The sequence below is a fragment of the Sphingomonas sp. STIS6.2 genome, from assembly GCF_000732685.2.
GTDB lineage: Bacteria > Pseudomonadota > Alphaproteobacteria > Sphingomonadales > Sphingomonadaceae > Sphingomonas > Sphingomonas aerolata.
In genome coordinates this window covers 1-17,198 of record NZ_JPDP02000001.1, presented here as the reverse complement: position 1 = coordinate 17,198, position 17,198 = coordinate 1, and the positions used below count along the sequence as shown (strand labels likewise).

The following is a 17,198-nucleotide window of genomic DNA, read 5'->3' as shown; positions in this document are numbered from 1 at the left end:
TCAGCGGCCTAGCTTGAGGGTATCGATGATCAGCGACTTCGCAGTCTGCATCACCTCGACATTGTTCTGGTAGCTGCGCGCGGTCTCCATCATGTCGACCAGCTCGCGCGTTTCATCGACCGCCGCCTCGAAGATGTTGCCATCCTTGTCGGCCATCGGATTGTTCGGGTCATAGCGCTTGGCGGGGGCCTCGCCGGCGGTGACGACCTTCTCGACATCGACCGTCGACATCCCGCTGGCGGCGTCGAAGCTGGTACGAAACACCGGCTTCATCGTCTTGTACGCAGCCTCCGCAGACCCCGCGACGCCGCCCGCATTGGCGAGGTTCGACGCGGTGGTGTTCATCCGCAATAGCTGCGCGGACATCGCGCGGCCCGCGACCTGGAAAATCGTCATCGGCGCATTGGCCATCGCTTAGTCCCCCTTCAGCGCGCGGGTGACCTGGCTGATCCGCCCGTTCAGGAACGACAGCGTGGTCTGGTACTGCACCGCATTCTCGGCGAACGCGGTCTGTTCCTGGTTCAGCTCGACGGTGTTGCCGTCCATCGAGGTCTGCGTCGGCACGCGGTATTTGGTCGCCGCGTCGATCCCGCCCGCGCCATCCGTCTCGAGCGACGCGAGCGCCGACTTGAAGTCGATGTCGCGCGCCTTGAAGCCGGGGGTCGAGGCATTGGCGATGTTCGACGCGAGCACCCCCATGCGCTGCGATCGCACCTCGAGGGCCGCACCATGAACGCCGAACAGCGAGCCACCTGACACTGGACCGAACTCCCGCGCTGAATTGCGCAAGCCTTCCAAAGCAATGGCCGTGCCAGTTCACTCTCGCCGACCGGATGATGCCGCTTTGCCGCCCGGCGGCAAGCGCGCGGCAACCCGGCCGGCAACGCCTTGCCGCCCCGGCAGAGGTGGCGGCAATCGTTCCGGCAGGCGTGGTGCCGACCCGTCGCGCAGCCGGCAAACCACCGGCCCGCGCGAGTCCCGCTCACCGGGGGATCGCGAACTGGCCCGGCCCTTGCAAAGACTTACGGGACATGATCACGCTCGCCCATCTGCTCGACCCTGCTGCCCTCGCCATCGTCGGCGGCGGCACGATCCTCGGCGTCGCCTTGCGGACGCCGTTGCGCGATCTGGTCCGCGCGATCGCGGCGCTGAAGACGCTCGGCCGCGCCCGGCTCGACGGCGATGCGCTGCTCCAGCAGATCGTCGCGCTCGGCCGCATCGCCCAGCGCCACGGCGCGATGGCGCTCGACCGCACCGTCATCGCCGATCCCGACATCGCCGCCGGTATCGCGGCGATCGTCGACGGCGCGAGCGCCAGCGACGTGGCGCTGCTCATCCGGCATCGCCGCCATGCCCGGATCGAACGCCACGTCGCCGCCGCCGACGTCTGGGCAGGAGCCGCCGAACTCGCGCCCGCGATGGGCATGGTCGGCACGCTGATCGGGCTCGCCCAAATGTTCGCGACGATGAGCGATCCGACCGCGATCGGCGGCGCGATGGCTATCGCGCTGCTCGCGACGCTCTATGGCGCGCTGCTCGCCAACCTCGTCTTCATGCCGGTCGCCAACCGCCTGCGCGCACAGGGCCGCAACGAGGCGTTCGAACGTGCCCGGATCGAGGCGCCACTCGTCGCGCTCGCCGCGCGCGAGGCCCCGCGCGCACCGTTGATGAGCGTCGCATGACGGTCGGCGACTATCCCGAGCCGCAGCCCGGGCGTCCGCTCTGGCTGATCACGCTCGCCGACCTCGCCTTGCTGCTGGTCGGCTTCTTCGTGCTCCTCCAGGCCACGCAGACCGCAGGTAGCCGTCCGCTCGCGCCCCGCGCGCTGGCGGCCGGGTTGCGCGAGGGTTTCGGCGCCTCCGTAACGCCAACCGTCGACACAGCGCGGCCGAAACTGCCTGTACCCGGCGGTCTACTTGCTGCTGCCCAACCCACGGCCCTGCCCGTCGCCGCGGCCGGCATGCTCGACTTCACGGTCGGCTCGGCTGTGCTGCCGACGTCACCCGATACGCTGGCGGCCTGGGCGCGTGACGCGGTGCGGGACCCGCGCGTCCAGATCACCGTCACCGGATCGGTCGACGGCTCGCCCGGCGATGTCGACCCCGTCACGCGCAGCGCGGCGATCCTCGCCTCGGACCGTGCCCGCGCCGTCGCGGCCGCGATCGCCCATGTCGCCCCCGGCCGCGTGACGCTCGCGACCTCGCCGACCACCGGCCGCCGCGCCGCCATCGTCACCCAAGCCTTTGTCGGCGAACCGCCAAGGACCCCCTCATGATGCTCGCCCTGTTGATGATCGCTGCCGGTGCGCCGTCCGCCGGCTTCCAGGATATCGCCGCACTCGATCGCGCGGTCTCGGCATTCACCGGCCGGCCGATCGGTGCCGAGGGTGGCGCGCGCACGACGGTCGACTCGCGGTTGCGGCTCGCGACGTGCCCTACCGTCGCGATGTCGTGGCGGACCGAAGCGCATGACGCGGTGGTCGTCGCCTGTGCCGGCCCCGCCTGGCGCATCTTCGTCCCCGTCATCCGTCCGGCCTCGGCCCCCGGCGCGACGCCCGCCACGACCCGTGCGGCCTATGCCCCGGTCGTGAAGGCCGCCCCCGTCATCCGCCGCGGCGATCCGATCGTGATCGAGGCTGGCACCGACGGCTTTTCGATCAGTCGCGAGGGCGTCGCGCTGGCCGATGCCGCCCCGGGCGCGCGCTTCATGGTCAAGGTCGACGACACCCGCACGCCGGTCCAGGCGATCGCGGTCGCCAGCGGCCGCGCGACCCTGCCCGGCTGGACGAATTAATTTTGTTAAAGCTTTTCGCACGCCGGCCGTTTCTCCCTCTGTCAGCAAGAACCAGAGGGTGCAGACATGGTGGAATCGATCGGCTCGAAGCCGTTGACGGGAGGCGAGCGCAGCGTCGCGCGCATCGCCGCGACGACGCCCGTCCAGCCGTCCGCCCAGCCTCTGGCGCAGGCGCCCGACCGTGCGGTCGAGGCAGAACCCTCGGCAACCTCGTCGATCGCGCTCGCGCGGACGATGGCCGCCGCCGCCCCGATCAACGAAGCGCGCGTGGCCGCGGTCAAGAAGGCGGTCGCCAACGGCACCTTCCCGATCCTGCCCGCGACGATCGCCGACCGGCTCCTCGCCTTCAAACTGGAATGGGCACCGAATGACCCGGCGTGACGCCCTGGTACGCGTGATCGACGCGCTGCATGCCGAGATTGCGGCGCTGAAATCCAACGATGTCGCTGGGCTGGAGCGCGCGACGACGCAAAAGCTCGACGGCATCAATGCGGTCGCAACGCTCGGCACCGGCCCTGCCGGTCCCGAACTGCGCGAGCTGGCGGACGAGGCGAACCGCCTCAACGAAACCTGCCGCATCTATACCAACCTGATGGCGGCAAATGTCCGCCGCCGCCTGCAAACCTTGACCGGCGAGGGCGGCATTGCCGGCTATCGCCCACGCATGGGTGCTGCCTACGCCTGATCCGCGCGGCCGGGCAAGATCTGGCACGCCCCTTGCTGTGTAGTGTCCTGAAACAGGGACATTACTCGCGGGATGACCGTCAATCCTATCACTACCGGCCGGATCCAGTCCGCGATCGCGCTTGCGAGCAGCAAGACGGGCGTGGATTTCGACTATCTGCTCGGCCAGGCGAAGCTCGAAAGCGGGCTTAACGCCAATGCCAAGGCGGGCACGTCGAGCGCGTCGGGTCTGTACCAGTTCATCGAACAGAGCTGGCTCGCGGTCGTCAAGAAGCACGGCGCGGAGCATGGTCTCGGCTGGGCGGCCGACAGCATCGGCCAGTCCTCGGGCGGGCGTCTCGGCGTCGCGGATGCCGGCACGCGCCAGGCGATCCTCGCGCTGCGCAACGATCCCGCCGCCGCCTCGATGATGGCGGCCGAACATGCGTCGGACAACAAGGACGCGCTCGAGGGCAAGCTTGGCCGCACCGCGACCGGCACCGATCTGTACATGGCGCATTTCCTGGGGCTCGGCGGCGCGTCGAAGTTCCTGACGACGATGCAGGCCAATCCGGACGCAAGTGGCGCCGCGCTGTTCCCCTCCGCCGCGCGCGCCAATCGCGGCGTCTTCTACGAGTCCAACGGTACGCCGCGCTCGCTGTCGGCAATCTACGAGCGATTCTCGACGAAGCTCGGCGCCGCCGCCGCGGGCGCGACCGGTTCGGCCACGGCCGGCTCGGTCCAGTTCGCCGCACAGGCGCTCGACATGGACGGCAGCACGGTCGTCACCGGGAACAATGAAAGCGCCGAGGACGCGCTCGCCTGGGCGACGTCGACGATGGGCCGGTTCGGCACCCGGAACGCCGGTTTCAATGCGGGCCAGACCTCGGCGAGCCTGCTCCGCCCGACGCCCGACACCGCGCGGCTCGCCTATCTGATGCTCGCGAAGATGGGGGGCTGAACCCATGAACCGCCTGCTCTCCAACGCCCGTGCATCGGTCCTGCCGCTCGCGATCCTGATGCTTGTGCTCGTCATGGTCGTGCCGATCCCGGCATTCATGCTCGACATCTTCTTCGTTGCGAACATCGCAATCAGCCTTGCCGTGCTGATGGTCGCCTTGAACGCGCAGAAGCCGCTCGATTTCTCCGCCTTCCCGACCGTGCTGCTGTTCGCGACGCTGTTCCGCCTCGGCCTCAACGTCGCCTCGACGCGTATCGTGCTCGTCCACGGCCATGAGGGCGAGAGCGCGGCGGGTCACGTCATCGAGGCGTTCGGCACGTTCCTGATCGGCGGCGATTATGTCGTCGGCATCTTCGTCTTCGCGATCCTGATGATCATCAACATGATCGTCGTCACCAAGGGCGCCGGCCGCGTCTCCGAGGTCAGCGCGCGCTTCACGCTCGACGCGCTGCCCGGCAAGCAGATGGCGATCGACGCCGACCTCAACGCCGGCCTGATCACCCCCGACGAGGCGAAGGCGCGCCGTATCGAGGTGTCGACCGAGGCCGATTTCTACGGCTCTATGGATGGCTCGTCGAAGTTCGTGAAGGGCGACGCGGTTGCCGCGATGCTGATCCTCGCCGCCAACATCATCGGCGGGCTGATCCTCGGCCCGGTCAGCCACGGCATGTCGATCGCCGACGCCGCGCACAATTACATCCTGCTCGCGATCGGCGACGCGCTCGTCGCGCAGCTGCCCTCGCTGATGCTGTCGATCGCCGCAGCGTCGATCGTCACGCGCGTCACCTCGGACAAGGATCTCGCCGGCCAGATCGGCGGCCAGTTCGGTAGCCCCCGCACCTGGACGCCGGTCGCAGTGATCCTCGCACTGCTCGGCGTCCTGCCCGGCATGCCGCACATGGTGATCCTGCCCGCCGCCGCGATCGCCGGGTTTGCAGCCTGGAAGCTGCGCCAGATCGAGCGTCGCCCCGCCCCCGTCGTCATCGCCCCCGTCGAGGCGATCGACCAGTCGAAGATCGGCTGGGACGAGGTTACCGACGGCATGCAGGTCAATCTCGACATCGGCTACGGCCTCGTGCCGCTGGTCGACGACCGCCGCGGATCGCCGCTGATGGGCCGCATTACCGGCGTCCGTCGCCAGCTGTCGAAGGAACTGGGCTTCGTCGTGCCGCAGGTCCGCGTCCGCGACGACATCAACCTTGCCCCCTATGTCTACCGCATCATCGTCAACGGCGTCGTCGTCGGTGAGGACACCGTGTCGCCCGACGACATGCTCGCGCTCGACACCGGCCAGGCGTTCGGCTCGCTGATCGGCAAGACCACCAAGGATCCGACCTTCGGGCTCGACGCGACCTGGATCTCGACCGCGGACGCGGATGCGGCGACCGGGGCTGGCTATCTCGTTGTTGATCCCGGCACGGTGGTCGCGACGCATCTCAACCACATGCTTGGCCAGACCGCGTCCGATCTGCTCGGCCCGGACGAGGTCCAGGCGCTGCTCGACGGGCTGAAGGAGCGCGCGGCGCAACTCGTCACCGCGCTCGCGCCGATCCCGATCACCACGCTGACCCAGGTTCTCAAGGGCCTGCTCGCCGAGAACATCCCGCTGAAGGAATTCCGCAGCATCGCCGCCGCGATCGCGGTCGCCGCCCAGCGCAGCCAGGATGCCGAGGAGATCATCGAACTGATCCGCCCGCGTCTCGGCGCGCTGATCATCCAGAAACTGTGCGGGATGCGCGAGCCGCTCCGCGTGATGACGCTCGAGGGGCATCTCGAAGGGCTGCTCGGCCAGGCGATGCGCGCCGACCAGTCGCGCCGCCACGTCATCGAACCCGATCTCGGCCGCCGCATCGTCGAGGCGCTGCAGAATGCCGCGCAGCCGCTGATCGCCGAGGCCAAGCCGTTCGCACTCGTCGTCCAGCCCGCGATCCGCCTCGCGATCCGCAAGCTGGTCCGCACATGCCTGCCCGACACCCCGGTCATGTCGTTCTTCGAAGTGCCCGAGGACAAGGCGGTCGAGGTCGTCGCGGTCATCGGCGCACCGCAGCAGGCGCTGGCCGCATGAGCGCCGAACCGATGACCGCGGCGTTCGACAAGGCCCACCCCGCGCGCGCCGGCGAAATCCCGACGGGGCCCCTCACCTATCGTCCCCAGCAACGCCCCGGCGGCGACCCCGACCAGCTCGTCAAACAGCATCTCGCGATGGTCCGCCGGATCGCGTGGCACGTGCATGGCAGCATGAGCAGCATCGTCGAGGTCGAGGATCTGGTGCAGGTCGGCCTCGTCGCGCTGGTCGAGGCGGCGGCCGGGTTCGAGGAGCGCGGCACGCCGTTCAAGGCCTATGTCGCGACCCGCCTGCGCGGCGCGATGATCGACGAACTGCGGCGCCAGGCGACGACGACGCGCGGTGCGATGCGCCGCCGCCGGGAGTATGCCGACGCCATTTCCACGCTCACCGCGCAGACGGGCAAGGCCCCCGGAGACGCCATGATCGCCCAGCATATCGGCGTCAGCATCGACAAGCTGCGCAGCGACTATGTGACCGCGGACGCGATCCGGTTCGATTCGATCGACGAGGTCTATGCCGACGACATGCCGTGGTTCGCCGACGACACCCCCGACGCGTTCGAACAGCTCGCCGACAGCGACCTGCGCGCCGCGCTGATCGCCGCGATCACCGCGCTGCCCGAACGCGAGGCGCAGGTGATCCAGCTTTATTATGTCGAGGAGATGAACCTCGAGGAGATCGGCGCGGTCTTCGACATCGGCGCCGCCCGCGTCTGCCAGATCAAGGCGTCCGCGCACGCGAAACTGAAACGCGCGCTCGCCCGCAAGGTCTGACCGCAAGCCAGGCCAATCCATGCCGCCCCCGCCAGGGGGACGATAATCCGATCCGACGACCGAACGGACACGTCGTCCCCGCGGGTCATATCGCCACCGCACTGCGACGATAGCGCAAGTCGACTCTCGCGCGCTCAGCCAACCCACTGTCATCCCAACGCACAAAACCCCGGCGGCCTTGAGGCCACCGGGGTTCGTTGCGCCCCGTTTACCGGGGGGCGATCCGACTGGCGCCGGCACCCGATCGGGGGCCGGTGCCGGCGCCGGGATCGGATTACTGAAGCAGCTTCAGCACGCCCTGCTGGCTCTGGTTCGCCTGTGCGAGCATCGCGGTCGACGCCTGGCTCAGGATCTGCGCCTTGGCGAGTGCCTGCGTCTCGGCCGAGAAATCGGCGTCCTCGATGCGGCTCCGTGCGTCTGACAGATTGGTCACGTTCGACGTCGTATTGTTTACCGACGACTGCAACTGGCTCTGCGCGGCACCAAGGCCGGCGCGGACCGAGTTAAGCGTCTTCAGATTACCGTCGAGTACAGTCAGGACCGCATTTGCCTTGGTGCCGTTCGCGTCGGAGATATCTACCGTCATCGCCGCAAAGTCCGTCAAATCGTCGACGAAGAGGTCGACGGTGTCGGCTGCGTTTGCGCCGGTCTGTATTGTGGTCGTCCCGCCCGCACCGGCAGCGCCAAATAGCTTGACACCGTTAAATTCAGTGTCTTTCACGATTTTGCCAACCTGAGCGGTCAGGTTGGTAACTTCAATCTGCATGTTGGTTCGATCGTCGGCGCTGTACGTGCCCGACGCAGCCTGAGTCGCGAGTTCGCGGACGCGCTGAACCATGTTGGCGACTTCGGCGAGCGCGCCATCAGCGGTCTGCGCCATCGCAATACCGTCATTGGCGTTGCGGATGCCCTGGTTCATGCCCTTAATCTGCGCCGTCATTGACGTCGAAATCGCCAGGCCCGCTGCGTCGTCCTTGGCCGAATTGATACGCTTGCCGGTCGACAGACGTTCCATCGCCGTCGACAGCGCCGAATTGGCGGTGGTCGAAGCGTTGGCGGCGCGCAGCGAGGCTACGTTGGTCCCGATAACAGTCATGATTAAGCTCCTTCATGCCGGCTACCCCGCCGCCCCCGTGGCGAAGGACCGAGCCGTCAGGATGGGTAACGGCCGCCCCGCGCCGGGCTTTAGAGAAAAAAATCCGCCCCTCGCGCACCGGCGTGGCGCGCTCCCGTACACGCGCGCGCGAACGCGCCCGGAAATAGTTTGCCGCGACGCGGCACGATTTAACCGCGCCTTTACCCTCAAGGCCGCATTCCCGAATCGTCACAGGGGGACTTCATGCGCTCGATCTTTCCATCCGCCGCCGTCACGGCGCGCAAATATGCGCTCGTCTCGTCCCTGCGTGCGCAGGGCTTCGGGATCGGATCGCTCGACACCGCACAGCCGGGCGCGAACGACCTGTTCCTCGTCGCCGAGGGCGAGCTCGTCGCCTACCCCGCGCGCACCGTCGTGATCGGTTCGGAAGGCCGCAGCGTCACCCCGTCGCGGAGCGGTGCGCCCGCGCGGATCGGCTTCGCCGCCGAGGATACCGCGGTCGGCAACGGCTTTGCCCGCGCGCTGATCGGCGGGCCCGACATGCCAACCGCCGCCGACCCCGAATCGCTCGCACTGCTGGCGCTCGCCGAGCGCGTCGCCGCCGCCGACATCACCGTGCTGATCAACGGCCCGACCGGCACCGGCAAGGAAGTGCTGGCCCGCGCGATCCACAATGGCTCGCCGCGCAAGGACGGCCCGTTCATCGCGATCAACTGCGCCGCCCTCCCCGAATCGATGCTCGAGGCGATGCTGTTCGGCCACCAGAAGGGCGCGTTCACCGGCGCGTCGTCGGGCGGTGAGGGCTTTTTCCGCGCCGCGAACGGCGGCACGATCCTGCTCGACGAGATCGCCGAGATGCCGCTGACGCTTCAAGCCAAGCTGCTGCGCGTGCTGCAGGAGCGAGAGGTGGTGCCGCTCGGCGCGACCGTGCCGCAGCCGATCGACGTCCGCGTCATCGCCTGCGCCAACCGCGACCTGCAGGGCGAGGTCGCTGCCGGCCGGTTCCGCGCCGATCTCTATTACCGGCTCGCGGTGTTCCCGCTCACCACCAAGTCGCTCGCCGAGCGGCCGCAGGATATCCCTGCGCTCGCCGCGACGATGATCCTGCGTCATGCCGGCAACCGCAACGTCATTCCCTGGCCGTCGCGCGCGGCGATCGAGGCGCTGATGCTGCACGACTGGCCGGGCAATGTCCGCGAGCTCGAGAACGTGATCCAGCGCGCGCTGCTATTCTGCGGCGGCGACACGATCGAGGCGAGCCACATCCTGTTCGATCGCCCGGTGACGATGACCTTCGCCCCGCGCCCCGCGCCGGTCGTCGCGCCCATCGCCGAACCGCTCGTGCCCGTTGCCGCGACGCCCGCCGAACCGCAGACCGACACGTTGGGCACCATTGTCCAGATGAGCGAGTTCGCCGCGATCCGCGAGACGCTGAAGGCATGCGGCGGCAGCCGGATCGAGACCGCGCGTCGGCTCGGCATTTCGGAACGCACGCTGCGCTACCGCCTCGCCAAGGCGCGCGAACAGGGTGAGGACTTCGCCCGGGTGATGTCGGCATGAGCGGCGTCAGCGGAATTGGCGGCGGCGCGATGAGCGTCGACCGCGTCATGGCGCTTCGCTCGCAGATCCTCGAGCGCAACCAGGCACTCGCGCGGGCCAGCCAGACCGGCCCGACCATCGCGCCGACCGAGACGAAACCCGTCAGCTTCGGCGACACGATGGAAACCGCGCTGAAGAGCGTGAACGAGGGCCAGACCCAGGCCGCCAAGCTCAGCGAAAGCTATGAGCGCGGCGAGACCGTCGACATCGCCAAAGTGATGCTCGCGCGCCAGCAGGCGTCGGTCGGGTTCGAGGCGACGCTTCAGGTCCGCAACAAACTCCTGTCCGCCTACAAGGACATCATGAGCATGCCGGTGTAATGATATGAGCACTGCCCTCATCCCCGCTTCGTCGGCCAATGGCCTCCCCGAGAAATTCGCCAACCCGCTCAAGCAGATAAAGTCCGCCTTCGCGCAGCCCGCGGTACGCCGCTCGCTGCCGATGGTGCTGATGATCGGCCTGATCGCCGCCGCCGCGCTTGCGTGGATGACGCTGTCCTCGCCGACGCAGAAGACGCTGTTCACCAACCTGCCCGATGCCGACAAGGCCGCGGTCACCTCCGCGCTGACGACCGCGAACATCAAGAGCCGGATCGACGATTCGACGGGCTCACTGACGGTTGCCGAGGAGGATTATTCGCGCGCGCGGATGCTGCTCGCCGGCCAGGGCCTGCCCAAGGCGGCGCCCGGTGGTTACGCGATCCTCGACCAGCTGCCGATGGGCGTCAGCCGCGCGGTGGAAGGCGAACGCCTGCGCCAGGCGCGCGAATCCGAGCTCGCCCGGTCGATCGAGGAGATCGACGCGGTCGCCGAGGCGCGCGTGCATCTCGCGACGCCCGAAGCCTCGGTGTTCGTCCGCGACAATGCCGCGCCCTCGGCCTCGGTGATCCTGAAGCTGCAGGGCGGCCGGTCGTTGAGCGACGCACAGGTCGCCTCGATCATCAACCTCGTCGCATCGTCGGTACCCGGCATGAAGCCCGATTCGGTGACGATCGTCGACCAGATGGGCGCGCTGCTGACCAAGCCGGGCGGCGTCGACGGCGTCGGTGCGGCGGGCGACAAGCGGATCGAGATCCAGCGTCGCGTCGAGGACAAGTACCGCACCCAGCTGATCCAGCTGCTGACCCCGCTGGTCGGGGCCGGCAACTTCACCGCCGAGGTTCAGGCCGACGTCAATCTCGACGAGACCCAGGCAACGCGCGAAAGCTATGACAAGCAGGGCGTGCTGCGCGCCGAAACGGGCAACTGGACCGGCAACCAGAAGGACGGCGCGGCGACACCGGGCGGCATCCCCGGCGCGCTCAGCAACACGCCGCCCGCCGCCAGCACGCTCCAGGCACCGCAGCCCGCGACCGGCAATCCCGGCATGCCGCAGCCCGTCGCCGGTGGCCCCGCCCCCGACGCGATGAAGCAGTCCGACCAGTATCAGCGCGCCTATGACCTGGGCCGCGAAGTGTCGGTGACCCGCGCCACCCCGGGCAGCGTCAAGCGCCTGTCGGTCGCGGTGCTGCTGCGCGATCCCGACAAGACGCGCCGCACCGCGATGGAGATCAACCAGATCACCGACCTGGTGAAGAGCGCGGTCGGCTTCGATCAGACGCGCAACGACAATGTGACGGTGATCAGCCGCAAGTTCGCCGGCGCCGATGCCGCCGCGGATACCGGCCTCGCCTGGTACGACAATGCGTGGCTGCCGGTACTCGCGCGCAACGGAACCGCGATCGTCATCGCGCTGCTCGTCCTGCTGCTTGGCGTGCGGCCGATCGCCAAGGCGCTGATGAAGAAGCGCGAGGACGCGACGCCGCGGCCCGCCTTCGGCCAGACGATCGAGGGTGCCGAGGGCGAGGATGCCGAGGCCCTGACCGGTCCGGTCGTCGTCCCCCCGGTCAGCCTCGACCAGCTCGAAAGCTCGCGCGGCTATGACGAGCGGGTCGGCGCGGTCCGCGGCTTCACCCGCGACAATCCGACCCGCGCCGCGCTCGCCGTGCGCGACATGATCAAGGCGGATGCACGCTGATGGAGGGCTTGCGCACCTATACCGGCGTGGAACGTGCCGCCGTGCTGATGATGCTGGTGGGCGAGGACGAAGCCGCCGCGATCCTGCAGAAGCTCGACCCGGAAGAGGTCCGTCAGCTCGGCGCGGCGATGTTCAAGGTCGCCGATGTCTCCGAGCAGGAGGTCGAGACGGTGCTCGACGATTTCGTCGACCGCGCACGCGAGCGCACGACGATCGGCTTCGACCCCCGTCCCAAGATCGAGGCGGTGATGAACCGCGCGCTCGGCCGCGAAAAGGCCGAGAGCGTGCTCGCGCGGATCACCCCGGCTGAGGCGGCGTGCGAACTCGAACTGCTCGACTGGCTCGATGCAAGCGAGATCGCCGCGATGATCGAGAAGGAGCATCCGCAGATCGCCGCGGTGCTGATCGCCAATCTCGACGCGTCGGTCGGCGGCCAGGTGCTCGAACTGATGCCCGATGCGGTCCAGCCCGACATCCTCCACCGCATCGCCCGGCTCGGGCCGATCACGCCCGAGGCGGTCGACACGCTGCGCACGCTGCTCGCCAACCGCACCGGGACCGGATCGAGCGGCCAGGGCGTGACGCTGGGCGGCACGCGCGAGGCGGCCAAGATCCTGTCGGGCGCGCGCAAGGCGACCGAACAGCGCGTCATGCCCAAATTGTTCAAGATCGACCGCGACGTCGCCAAGGCGATCGAGGAGGCGATGTTCGTGTTCGACAACCTGCTCGAGCTCGACGACAAGAATCTGGGCACGCTGATCCGCAACGTCGATGGCGAGATCCTCACCAAGGCGCTGAAGGGCGTCGACGAGGCGGTGCGCAACCGCTTCCTCGGCTGCATGTCGGCGCGCGCCGCCGACGGCATTCGCGACGAGATGGAGTCGCGCGGACCGATGCGGCTCGCCGAGGTGCTCGAGGCGCAGAAGGCGATGATCGCGACCGCACGCGGGCTCGCCAAGGATGGCACGATCATGATGGGCGGAGGCGAAGACGACTATGTCTAAGTTTGTCGGGGCATCCGGTTTCGTCGCGGGTTTCGCCGCGCGCCACGACACCGCGGCGCAGCTGCTCGCGCACGCCTTCGCGCCGCCGATGGGCTTTGCCGCTGCCGATATCCGCGATCGTGTCGCCGCCGCACCGCGCCGGGCGACCGGGTTCGCGCCGCAGGGCGCCACGCCCACGCCGCCCCCGAGCGCGCCGACTCCGGGGCCGAAGCATTTCAGTCCCGCCGACAAGGACAGCAATCCGACCGAAGGCTGGGATCCGCTCGATCCCGCCAGCGAGACCGAGAGCTTCCTTGATCCGCTCGCCGCCGCGCATGCCGCAGGCTATGCCGAGGGCCTCGCCGCCGCAGCCGCGGTGGCACAGGGGAATGCCGCGCGTGACCAGGCGCTGCTCGCCTCGCTCGCCGCCGCGCTCGCCACCGACCGGCTCGACCGCGACCGGGTCGCGACGCAGCTTCGTCAGACCGTCCTGCTGCTGGTCGGCAAGCTGGTCGGCGAGATCGGCATCTCGCCCGATCTGCTCGCTGGGCGGATCGAATCCGCGACCGAACTGCTCGCCGATTCCGCCGAGGCCGCGTTGCTGCGCCTGCATCCCGACGACGTCGCGCTGATCGAAGGCACGCTGCCCAAGTCGATCTTTGCCGCCGGCGACCCCAATGTCGCCCGCGGCAGCTTCGTGCTCGAAAGCGCGTCGACGATCGTCGAGGACGGCCCTGCCATGTGGCTCGACCAGCTCGCCAGCGCGATCGACCGCGTCGCGGTGCCCGCGAAAGCCGCCTGAGTGCTGAACCGCTTCACCGCCGATTATCTCGAAACGCTCGGCAACGCCGATTTCGTCGCGGCCCCCAGGGTGTCGGGCCGGCTCGCCTCGTTCGACGGGCTGCTGATGGAGGCGGTCGGGCTGACCCTGCCCGTCGGCACCGTGTGCAAGGTCGGCGAGGGCAGCGCGAGCGTCGAGGCGGAGGTGATCGGCTTTCGTAACGGGCGTACGCTGATGATGAATCTCGGTGGTCCCGCCGCGCTCCTGCCGCGTGCGCCGGTCAAGCCGATCGGTCCTCCGGGCGAGGCCGAGGTCGGCGCCGCACTGCTCGGTCGCGTCGTCGACGGCGCGGGCAAGCCGATCGACGGCCTCGGTCCGATCCGCGGGGCCGGCCGCTGGCCGCTCGCGGGCAAGCTCCAGTCGCCGCTCGACCGTGGCCGCGTGCTTCAGCCGATGGACGTGGGCGTGCGCGCGATCAACGGCCTGCTGACGATCGGCCAGGGTCAGCGCGTCGGCATCATGGCGGGGTCGGGCGTCGGCAAGTCGGTGCTGCTCGGCATGATCGTCCGCGCCGCGCAGGCCGACGTGATCGTCATCGGGCTGATCGGCGAGCGCAGCCGCGAGGTCGCCGACTTTCTTGAGACCAAGGTCGCCGGCGCCGCCCGCGCACGCTCGGTCGTCGTCGCGGTGCCCGCCAATCACTCGCCCGTGCTCCGCATCCGCGGCGCGCTGCGCGCCACCGCGATCGCCGAAGGGTTTCGCGACGAGGGCAAGAAGGTCCTGCTGATCATGGATTCGCTGACCCGCGTCGCGCATGCCGGCCGCGAGATCGGCCTCGCGCTCGGCGAACCCGCCTCCGCACGCGGCTATCCGCCGTCCGCCATCGCGATGCTGCCGAACCTGATCGAGCGCGCGGGCGTCGACGTCCATACCGGCGGGTCGATCACCGCGATCTATACCGTACTGGCGGACGGCGATGACGGCAACGACCCGGTCGTCGATTCGGCGCGCTCGATCCTCGACGGGCATATCGTGCTGAGCCGCCAGCTGGCCGAGCGCGGCGTGTATCCCGCTATCGACATCGGCCCGTCGGTCAGCCGCGTGATGACCGACATCGCCGATGCGCCGCATGTCCGGGCCGCGCGCGTACTGCGCCGCAATCTGGCGACCTATGAGGAAAATCGCGACCTCGTGCTGATGGGCGCCTATCGTGCGGGCGCCGACCCCGCGATCGACAATGCGATCGCCTGCCACGGCGCGATCATGGAGTATATCCGCCAGGATTCGGACGAGAAGGTGTCGCTGGCGGATTCGGTGGCCGAGCTGGTCGGTGTCTTCGGTGGCTGACGCCCGCGCCAAGACGCTGGCACGGATCCACCGCGTCCGGACCTTGCAGCTCGGCCTGACCCGCGCCGACGAAGCCCGCGCGCACGACAAGGCCGCCAGCGAACAGGCGCTGTCCACCCGGATTTCCGGCCTGGCCGCCGCCGTCGCTCCCGTGGAACAGACGGCGGTCGCGGTCTCGCTGGGGGCGTCGGCGCATTACCGCGAACGCCTGCAACAGTCCGCCGACGCCGCGGTCGAGCGCGTCCGGTCGGCGGAATATCAGGTCGCGCGTGCCACCGATGCGACCCGCGCCGCACAGCGCGACCAGAGCGCGGTCGAAAAGCTCATCGCGCGTGCGCAGGCCGATGCGGTCATCCGGGAGCTGCGCGCGCTCGAGGAGGCACCGGCCTGCAGGAAGAACCGGCACGATCCTTGCTGAGTACGGGCTGACACCGCCCTATTCGAGAGATTGCATGATCCTGCCCGCGCTTGCCTCCCCTCCTGGCCTAGCCCTTACGGCCGTGCCACGCGTGGCGGGCGGCGAGTCCGCGGGTGATTTCGGCGACACGCTAGCTGCGCTGCTCGACACCGGGCTGGTGGCCGACGTCGCACCGGCCGATAGCATCACCCGGCAACCGGCTGTCAGCGGCGGCAAGCCCTTGCCGGATGCCGCCGCTCCGGCCGAAACACTGCCGTTCTGGTCGCCGGGCGTCGCCTTCGCCCAGGTGCCGTTCGCGGCAACAGCGGACATTAAAGCCGACGTACCGGCGGCCGCAGCGGCGGCCGCGCTCGCGCCCGTCGCATTGGGCACGTCCGCGCTCACGCCGGTGAAATCGCCGCTTGTGTCGCCGCTGGTCGGAGGGGGCGGCGACGTGCCGATCGAAGGCCCGGACCCGGCACCGGTCGAAAACCGGCTTCCGCCGCCGCCGGAGCGCGTCATCCGGATCGGCCTGCGCGGCACCGAACGTCCGACCACGGCGAAACGTCCGCGCGATTCCGACGCCACCGACGACACACCGACAGAACAGGCGACGATCCCCGGGGCAGATCCGACCGCCGTGCCGGTCGTGACCGATGCCCCCCAAGCCCTGCCGTCCGCCGCACCGCAGGCAACGCTGCCCGAAGCTGGTATCAGCACGGCAACGTTGGCGGGAGACGCGTTCGCCAGGTCGAACAAGCCCGGCGCGCGACAGGCTCCCCCTCTCTCGACGATGCCAGAGCCGCTACCCGCCGCTGCGTTTGCGCGCGACGCCGCAAGGAAGGCTCCTGCCTTTCAGTCCGGGATCGCCACGCCAGCGACGGCGGATACGCCCGCCGTCGATGAGACGCCAAGCAGCAATGCCCCGCCGCCGCCTTCCGGCGCACGCCCGGCATTTGCCGCGGCTTCCGATTTCCAGGTCGCCGCCGCGATCCTGTCGGGCACCCGCCCGGTCGCGCTTTCCGACACCCCCAGCCTGCCAGCAGGGGAAGCGTTGCCGCCGCCCGCCTCTTTCAATGGCACGGTCATGCCCTTGCCGGCACCGGGCGCGCCGGCTCAGGCTCCGGCACTGCCGCCCGCAGTTGCCGCGGACTCCGCCAGCGCCGACACGCCGCCACCGCGATGGTCGTCACGCGACGGCGCACCACCCGTGACCCTCGTCGTGCAGCAGCCGCCCGCCGCCGCCACACAGCCGCAACCCCGCACCGTTGCCTCCGCCGCGCAGGTCTTCGGCGCCGCGATCCAGGCGGCGGCGCAGCGCCGTGACGAGCCCCGCCTACGGGACGACACGACGCTGCTCGCCCCGCTCGCCGCCGCCGGCACCGTTCACGCACTTGCCCCGACCGTGGACGTACAAGCGCCGCTCGACATGCGCCAAGACCGTTGGCCAACTGCGATGATCGAGCGGATCGATATTCTGCGCGATGCGGCCAACACGACCGACACGCGGATCCGCCTGATCCCCGATGCACTCGGCACGATCGACGTCTCGGTCCGCAAGGACGGCGATACGCTGCATGTGCATTTCGCCGCCGAACAGGCCGCCACGCGCACGCTGTTGCAGGACGCGCAGCCGCGGCTGGCCGAACTCGCCGATGCGCGCGGGATAAAGCTGACGCAGAGCAACGTCGATACCGGCGCCGGCCAGCAGCAGCAGCAGC

The 17,198-nt window shown here is 69.2% G+C and carries 19 protein-coding genes; 16 read left to right on the top strand and 3 right to left on the bottom strand.

Annotated elements, in window-relative coordinates:
* Positions 1-411 (bottom strand): flagellar basal body rod protein FlgC, encoded by a 411-nt coding sequence (gene flgC / locus sphst_RS00095; protein WP_031394680.1) that lies wholly within the window; start codon positions 409-411, stop codon positions 1-3.
* Between the two features lie 3 nt (positions 412-414).
* Positions 415-759: a flagellar basal body rod protein FlgB gene (locus sphst_RS00090; protein WP_031394679.1), complete on the bottom strand. Its 345-nt coding sequence runs from the start codon at positions 757-759 to the stop codon at positions 415-417.
* Between the two features lie 272 nt (positions 760-1,031).
* Between sphst_RS00090 and sphst_RS00085 the strand changes: the two genes are divergently transcribed.
* The 8 genes from sphst_RS00085 (at position 1,032) to sphst_RS00050 (ending at position 7,258) form a co-directional block, all read left to right on the top strand.
* Positions 1,032-1,682, top strand: a complete 651-nt coding sequence (locus tag sphst_RS00085) for a motility protein A (protein WP_031394678.1) — start codon at positions 1,032-1,034, stop codon at positions 1,680-1,682.
* Positions 1,679-2,275: a flagellar motor protein MotB gene (locus sphst_RS00080; RefSeq protein WP_107044983.1), complete on the top strand. Its 597-nt coding sequence runs from the start codon at positions 1,679-1,681 to the stop codon at positions 2,273-2,275. The genes sphst_RS00085 and sphst_RS00080 overlap by 4 nt, the downstream gene beginning before the upstream one ends.
* Complete coding sequence (locus sphst_RS00075; RefSeq protein ID WP_320481756.1) at positions 2,272-2,793, top strand: flagella basal body P-ring formation protein FlgA; 522 nt, start codon at positions 2,272-2,274, stop codon at positions 2,791-2,793. The genes sphst_RS00080 and sphst_RS00075 overlap by 4 nt, the downstream gene beginning before the upstream one ends.
* Positions 2,794-2,859: 66 nt before the next feature.
* Positions 2,860-3,174: a flagellar biosynthesis anti-sigma factor FlgM gene (gene flgM / locus sphst_RS00070; protein WP_031394267.1), complete on the top strand. Its 315-nt coding sequence runs from the start codon at positions 2,860-2,862 to the stop codon at positions 3,172-3,174.
* Positions 3,161-3,478 carry a hypothetical protein gene (locus sphst_RS00065; protein ID WP_031394268.1) on the top strand — a complete coding sequence of 106 codons (318 nt, stop codon included), beginning with the start codon at positions 3,161-3,163 and terminating at the stop codon, positions 3,476-3,478. Before flgM ends, sphst_RS00065 begins: the two co-directional genes overlap by 14 nt.
* Positions 3,479-3,550: 72 nt before the next feature.
* A complete protein-coding gene (locus tag sphst_RS00060) occupies positions 3,551-4,417 on the top strand; it encodes a hypothetical protein (protein WP_031394269.1) in 867 nt (288 codons plus the stop codon).
* Positions 4,418-4,421: 4 nt separating this feature from the next.
* Positions 4,422-6,482, top strand: a complete 2,061-nt coding sequence (gene flhA / locus sphst_RS00055; RefSeq protein WP_031394270.1) for a flagellar biosynthesis protein FlhA — start codon at positions 4,422-4,424, stop codon at positions 6,480-6,482.
* On the top strand, positions 6,479-7,258 hold the full coding sequence (locus sphst_RS00050; RefSeq protein ID WP_031394271.1) for a FliA/WhiG family RNA polymerase sigma factor: 780 nt from the start codon (positions 6,479-6,481) through the stop codon (positions 7,256-7,258). The genes flhA and sphst_RS00050 overlap by 4 nt, the downstream gene beginning before the upstream one ends.
* 274 nt (positions 7,259-7,532) lie before the next feature.
* Here sphst_RS00050 and sphst_RS00045 read toward each other — a convergent pair whose 3' ends face one another.
* A complete protein-coding gene (locus tag sphst_RS00045; RefSeq protein WP_031394272.1) occupies positions 7,533-8,354 on the bottom strand; it encodes a flagellin N-terminal helical domain-containing protein in 822 nt (273 codons plus the stop codon).
* 243 nt (positions 8,355-8,597) lie between these two features.
* Between sphst_RS00045 and sphst_RS00040 the strand changes: the two genes are divergently transcribed.
* The 8 genes from sphst_RS00040 to sphst_RS21425 form a co-directional block, all read left to right on the top strand.
* On the top strand, positions 8,598-9,914 hold the full coding sequence (locus tag sphst_RS00040; protein ID WP_107044982.1) for a sigma-54 interaction domain-containing protein: 1,317 nt from the start codon (positions 8,598-8,600) through the stop codon (positions 9,912-9,914).
* Positions 9,911-10,273, top strand: coding sequence for a flagellar hook-basal body complex protein FliE (fliE, locus tag sphst_RS00035; RefSeq protein WP_031394529.1), 363 nt, complete (start codon positions 9,911-9,913; stop codon positions 10,271-10,273). Before sphst_RS00040 ends, fliE begins: the two co-directional genes overlap by 4 nt.
* Before the next feature lie 4 nt (positions 10,274-10,277).
* Positions 10,278-11,969: a flagellar basal-body MS-ring/collar protein FliF gene (gene fliF, locus sphst_RS00030; protein WP_107044981.1), complete on the top strand. Its 1,692-nt coding sequence runs from the start codon at positions 10,278-10,280 to the stop codon at positions 11,967-11,969.
* Entirely contained in the window at positions 11,969-12,973 is a 1,005-nt protein-coding gene (gene fliG / locus sphst_RS00025; protein WP_031394705.1) for a flagellar motor switch protein FliG, read from the top strand. The genes fliF and fliG overlap by 1 nt, the downstream gene beginning before the upstream one ends.
* Positions 12,966-13,754 (top strand): FliH/SctL family protein, encoded by a 789-nt coding sequence (locus tag sphst_RS00020; protein ID WP_056409654.1) that lies wholly within the window; start codon positions 12,966-12,968, stop codon positions 13,752-13,754. Before fliG ends, sphst_RS00020 begins: the two co-directional genes overlap by 8 nt.
* Complete coding sequence (locus sphst_RS00015) at positions 13,755-15,080, top strand: FliI/YscN family ATPase (RefSeq protein ID WP_056409652.1); 1,326 nt, start codon at positions 13,755-13,757, stop codon at positions 15,078-15,080.
* Positions 15,073-15,498: a hypothetical protein gene (locus sphst_RS00010; RefSeq protein ID WP_031395548.1), complete on the top strand. Its 426-nt coding sequence runs from the start codon at positions 15,073-15,075 to the stop codon at positions 15,496-15,498. The genes sphst_RS00015 and sphst_RS00010 overlap by 8 nt, the downstream gene beginning before the upstream one ends.
* Before the next feature lie 34 nt (positions 15,499-15,532).
* Positions 15,533-17,198: flagellar hook-length control protein FliK (locus sphst_RS21425; protein WP_159043432.1), on the top strand; the 1,666-nt coding region annotated here is incomplete at its 3' end.

Bases quoted from the DNA above. Each gene is read 5' to 3' on its own strand.
- sphst_RS00075 (WP_320481756.1), top strand. From the start codon at position 2,272: ATGATGCTCGCCCTGTTGATGATCGCTGCCGGTGCGCCGTCCGCCGGC.
- sphst_RS00085 (WP_031394678.1), top strand. From the start codon at position 1,032: ATGATCACGCTCGCCCATCTGCTCGACCCTGCTGCCCTCGCCATCGTC.
- flgC (WP_031394680.1), bottom strand. From the start codon at position 411: ATGGCCAATGCGCCGATGACGATTTTCCAGGTCGCGGGCCGCGCGATG.
- fliG (WP_031394705.1), top strand. From the start codon at position 11,969: ATGGAGGGCTTGCGCACCTATACCGGCGTGGAACGTGCCGCCGTGCTG.
- sphst_RS00020 (WP_056409654.1), top strand. From the start codon at position 12,966: ATGTCTAAGTTTGTCGGGGCATCCGGTTTCGTCGCGGGTTTCGCCGCG.
- fliF (WP_107044981.1), top strand. From the start codon at position 10,278: ATGAGCACTGCCCTCATCCCCGCTTCGTCGGCCAATGGCCTCCCCGAG.
- flgM (WP_031394267.1), top strand. From the start codon at position 2,860: ATGGTGGAATCGATCGGCTCGAAGCCGTTGACGGGAGGCGAGCGCAGC.
- flhA (WP_031394270.1), top strand. From the start codon at position 4,422: ATGAACCGCCTGCTCTCCAACGCCCGTGCATCGGTCCTGCCGCTCGCG.
- sphst_RS00080 (WP_107044983.1), top strand. From the start codon at position 1,679: ATGACGGTCGGCGACTATCCCGAGCCGCAGCCCGGGCGTCCGCTCTGG.
- sphst_RS00060 (WP_031394269.1), top strand. From the start codon at position 3,551: ATGACCGTCAATCCTATCACTACCGGCCGGATCCAGTCCGCGATCGCG.
- sphst_RS00045 (WP_031394272.1), bottom strand. From the start codon at position 8,354: ATGACTGTTATCGGGACCAACGTAGCCTCGCTGCGCGCCGCCAACGCT.
- sphst_RS00050 (WP_031394271.1), top strand. From the start codon at position 6,479: ATGAGCGCCGAACCGATGACCGCGGCGTTCGACAAGGCCCACCCCGCG.
- fliE (WP_031394529.1), top strand. From the start codon at position 9,911: ATGAGCGGCGTCAGCGGAATTGGCGGCGGCGCGATGAGCGTCGACCGC.
- sphst_RS00065 (WP_031394268.1), top strand. From the start codon at position 3,161: ATGACCCGGCGTGACGCCCTGGTACGCGTGATCGACGCGCTGCATGCC.
- sphst_RS00040 (WP_107044982.1), top strand. From the start codon at position 8,598: ATGCGCTCGATCTTTCCATCCGCCGCCGTCACGGCGCGCAAATATGCG.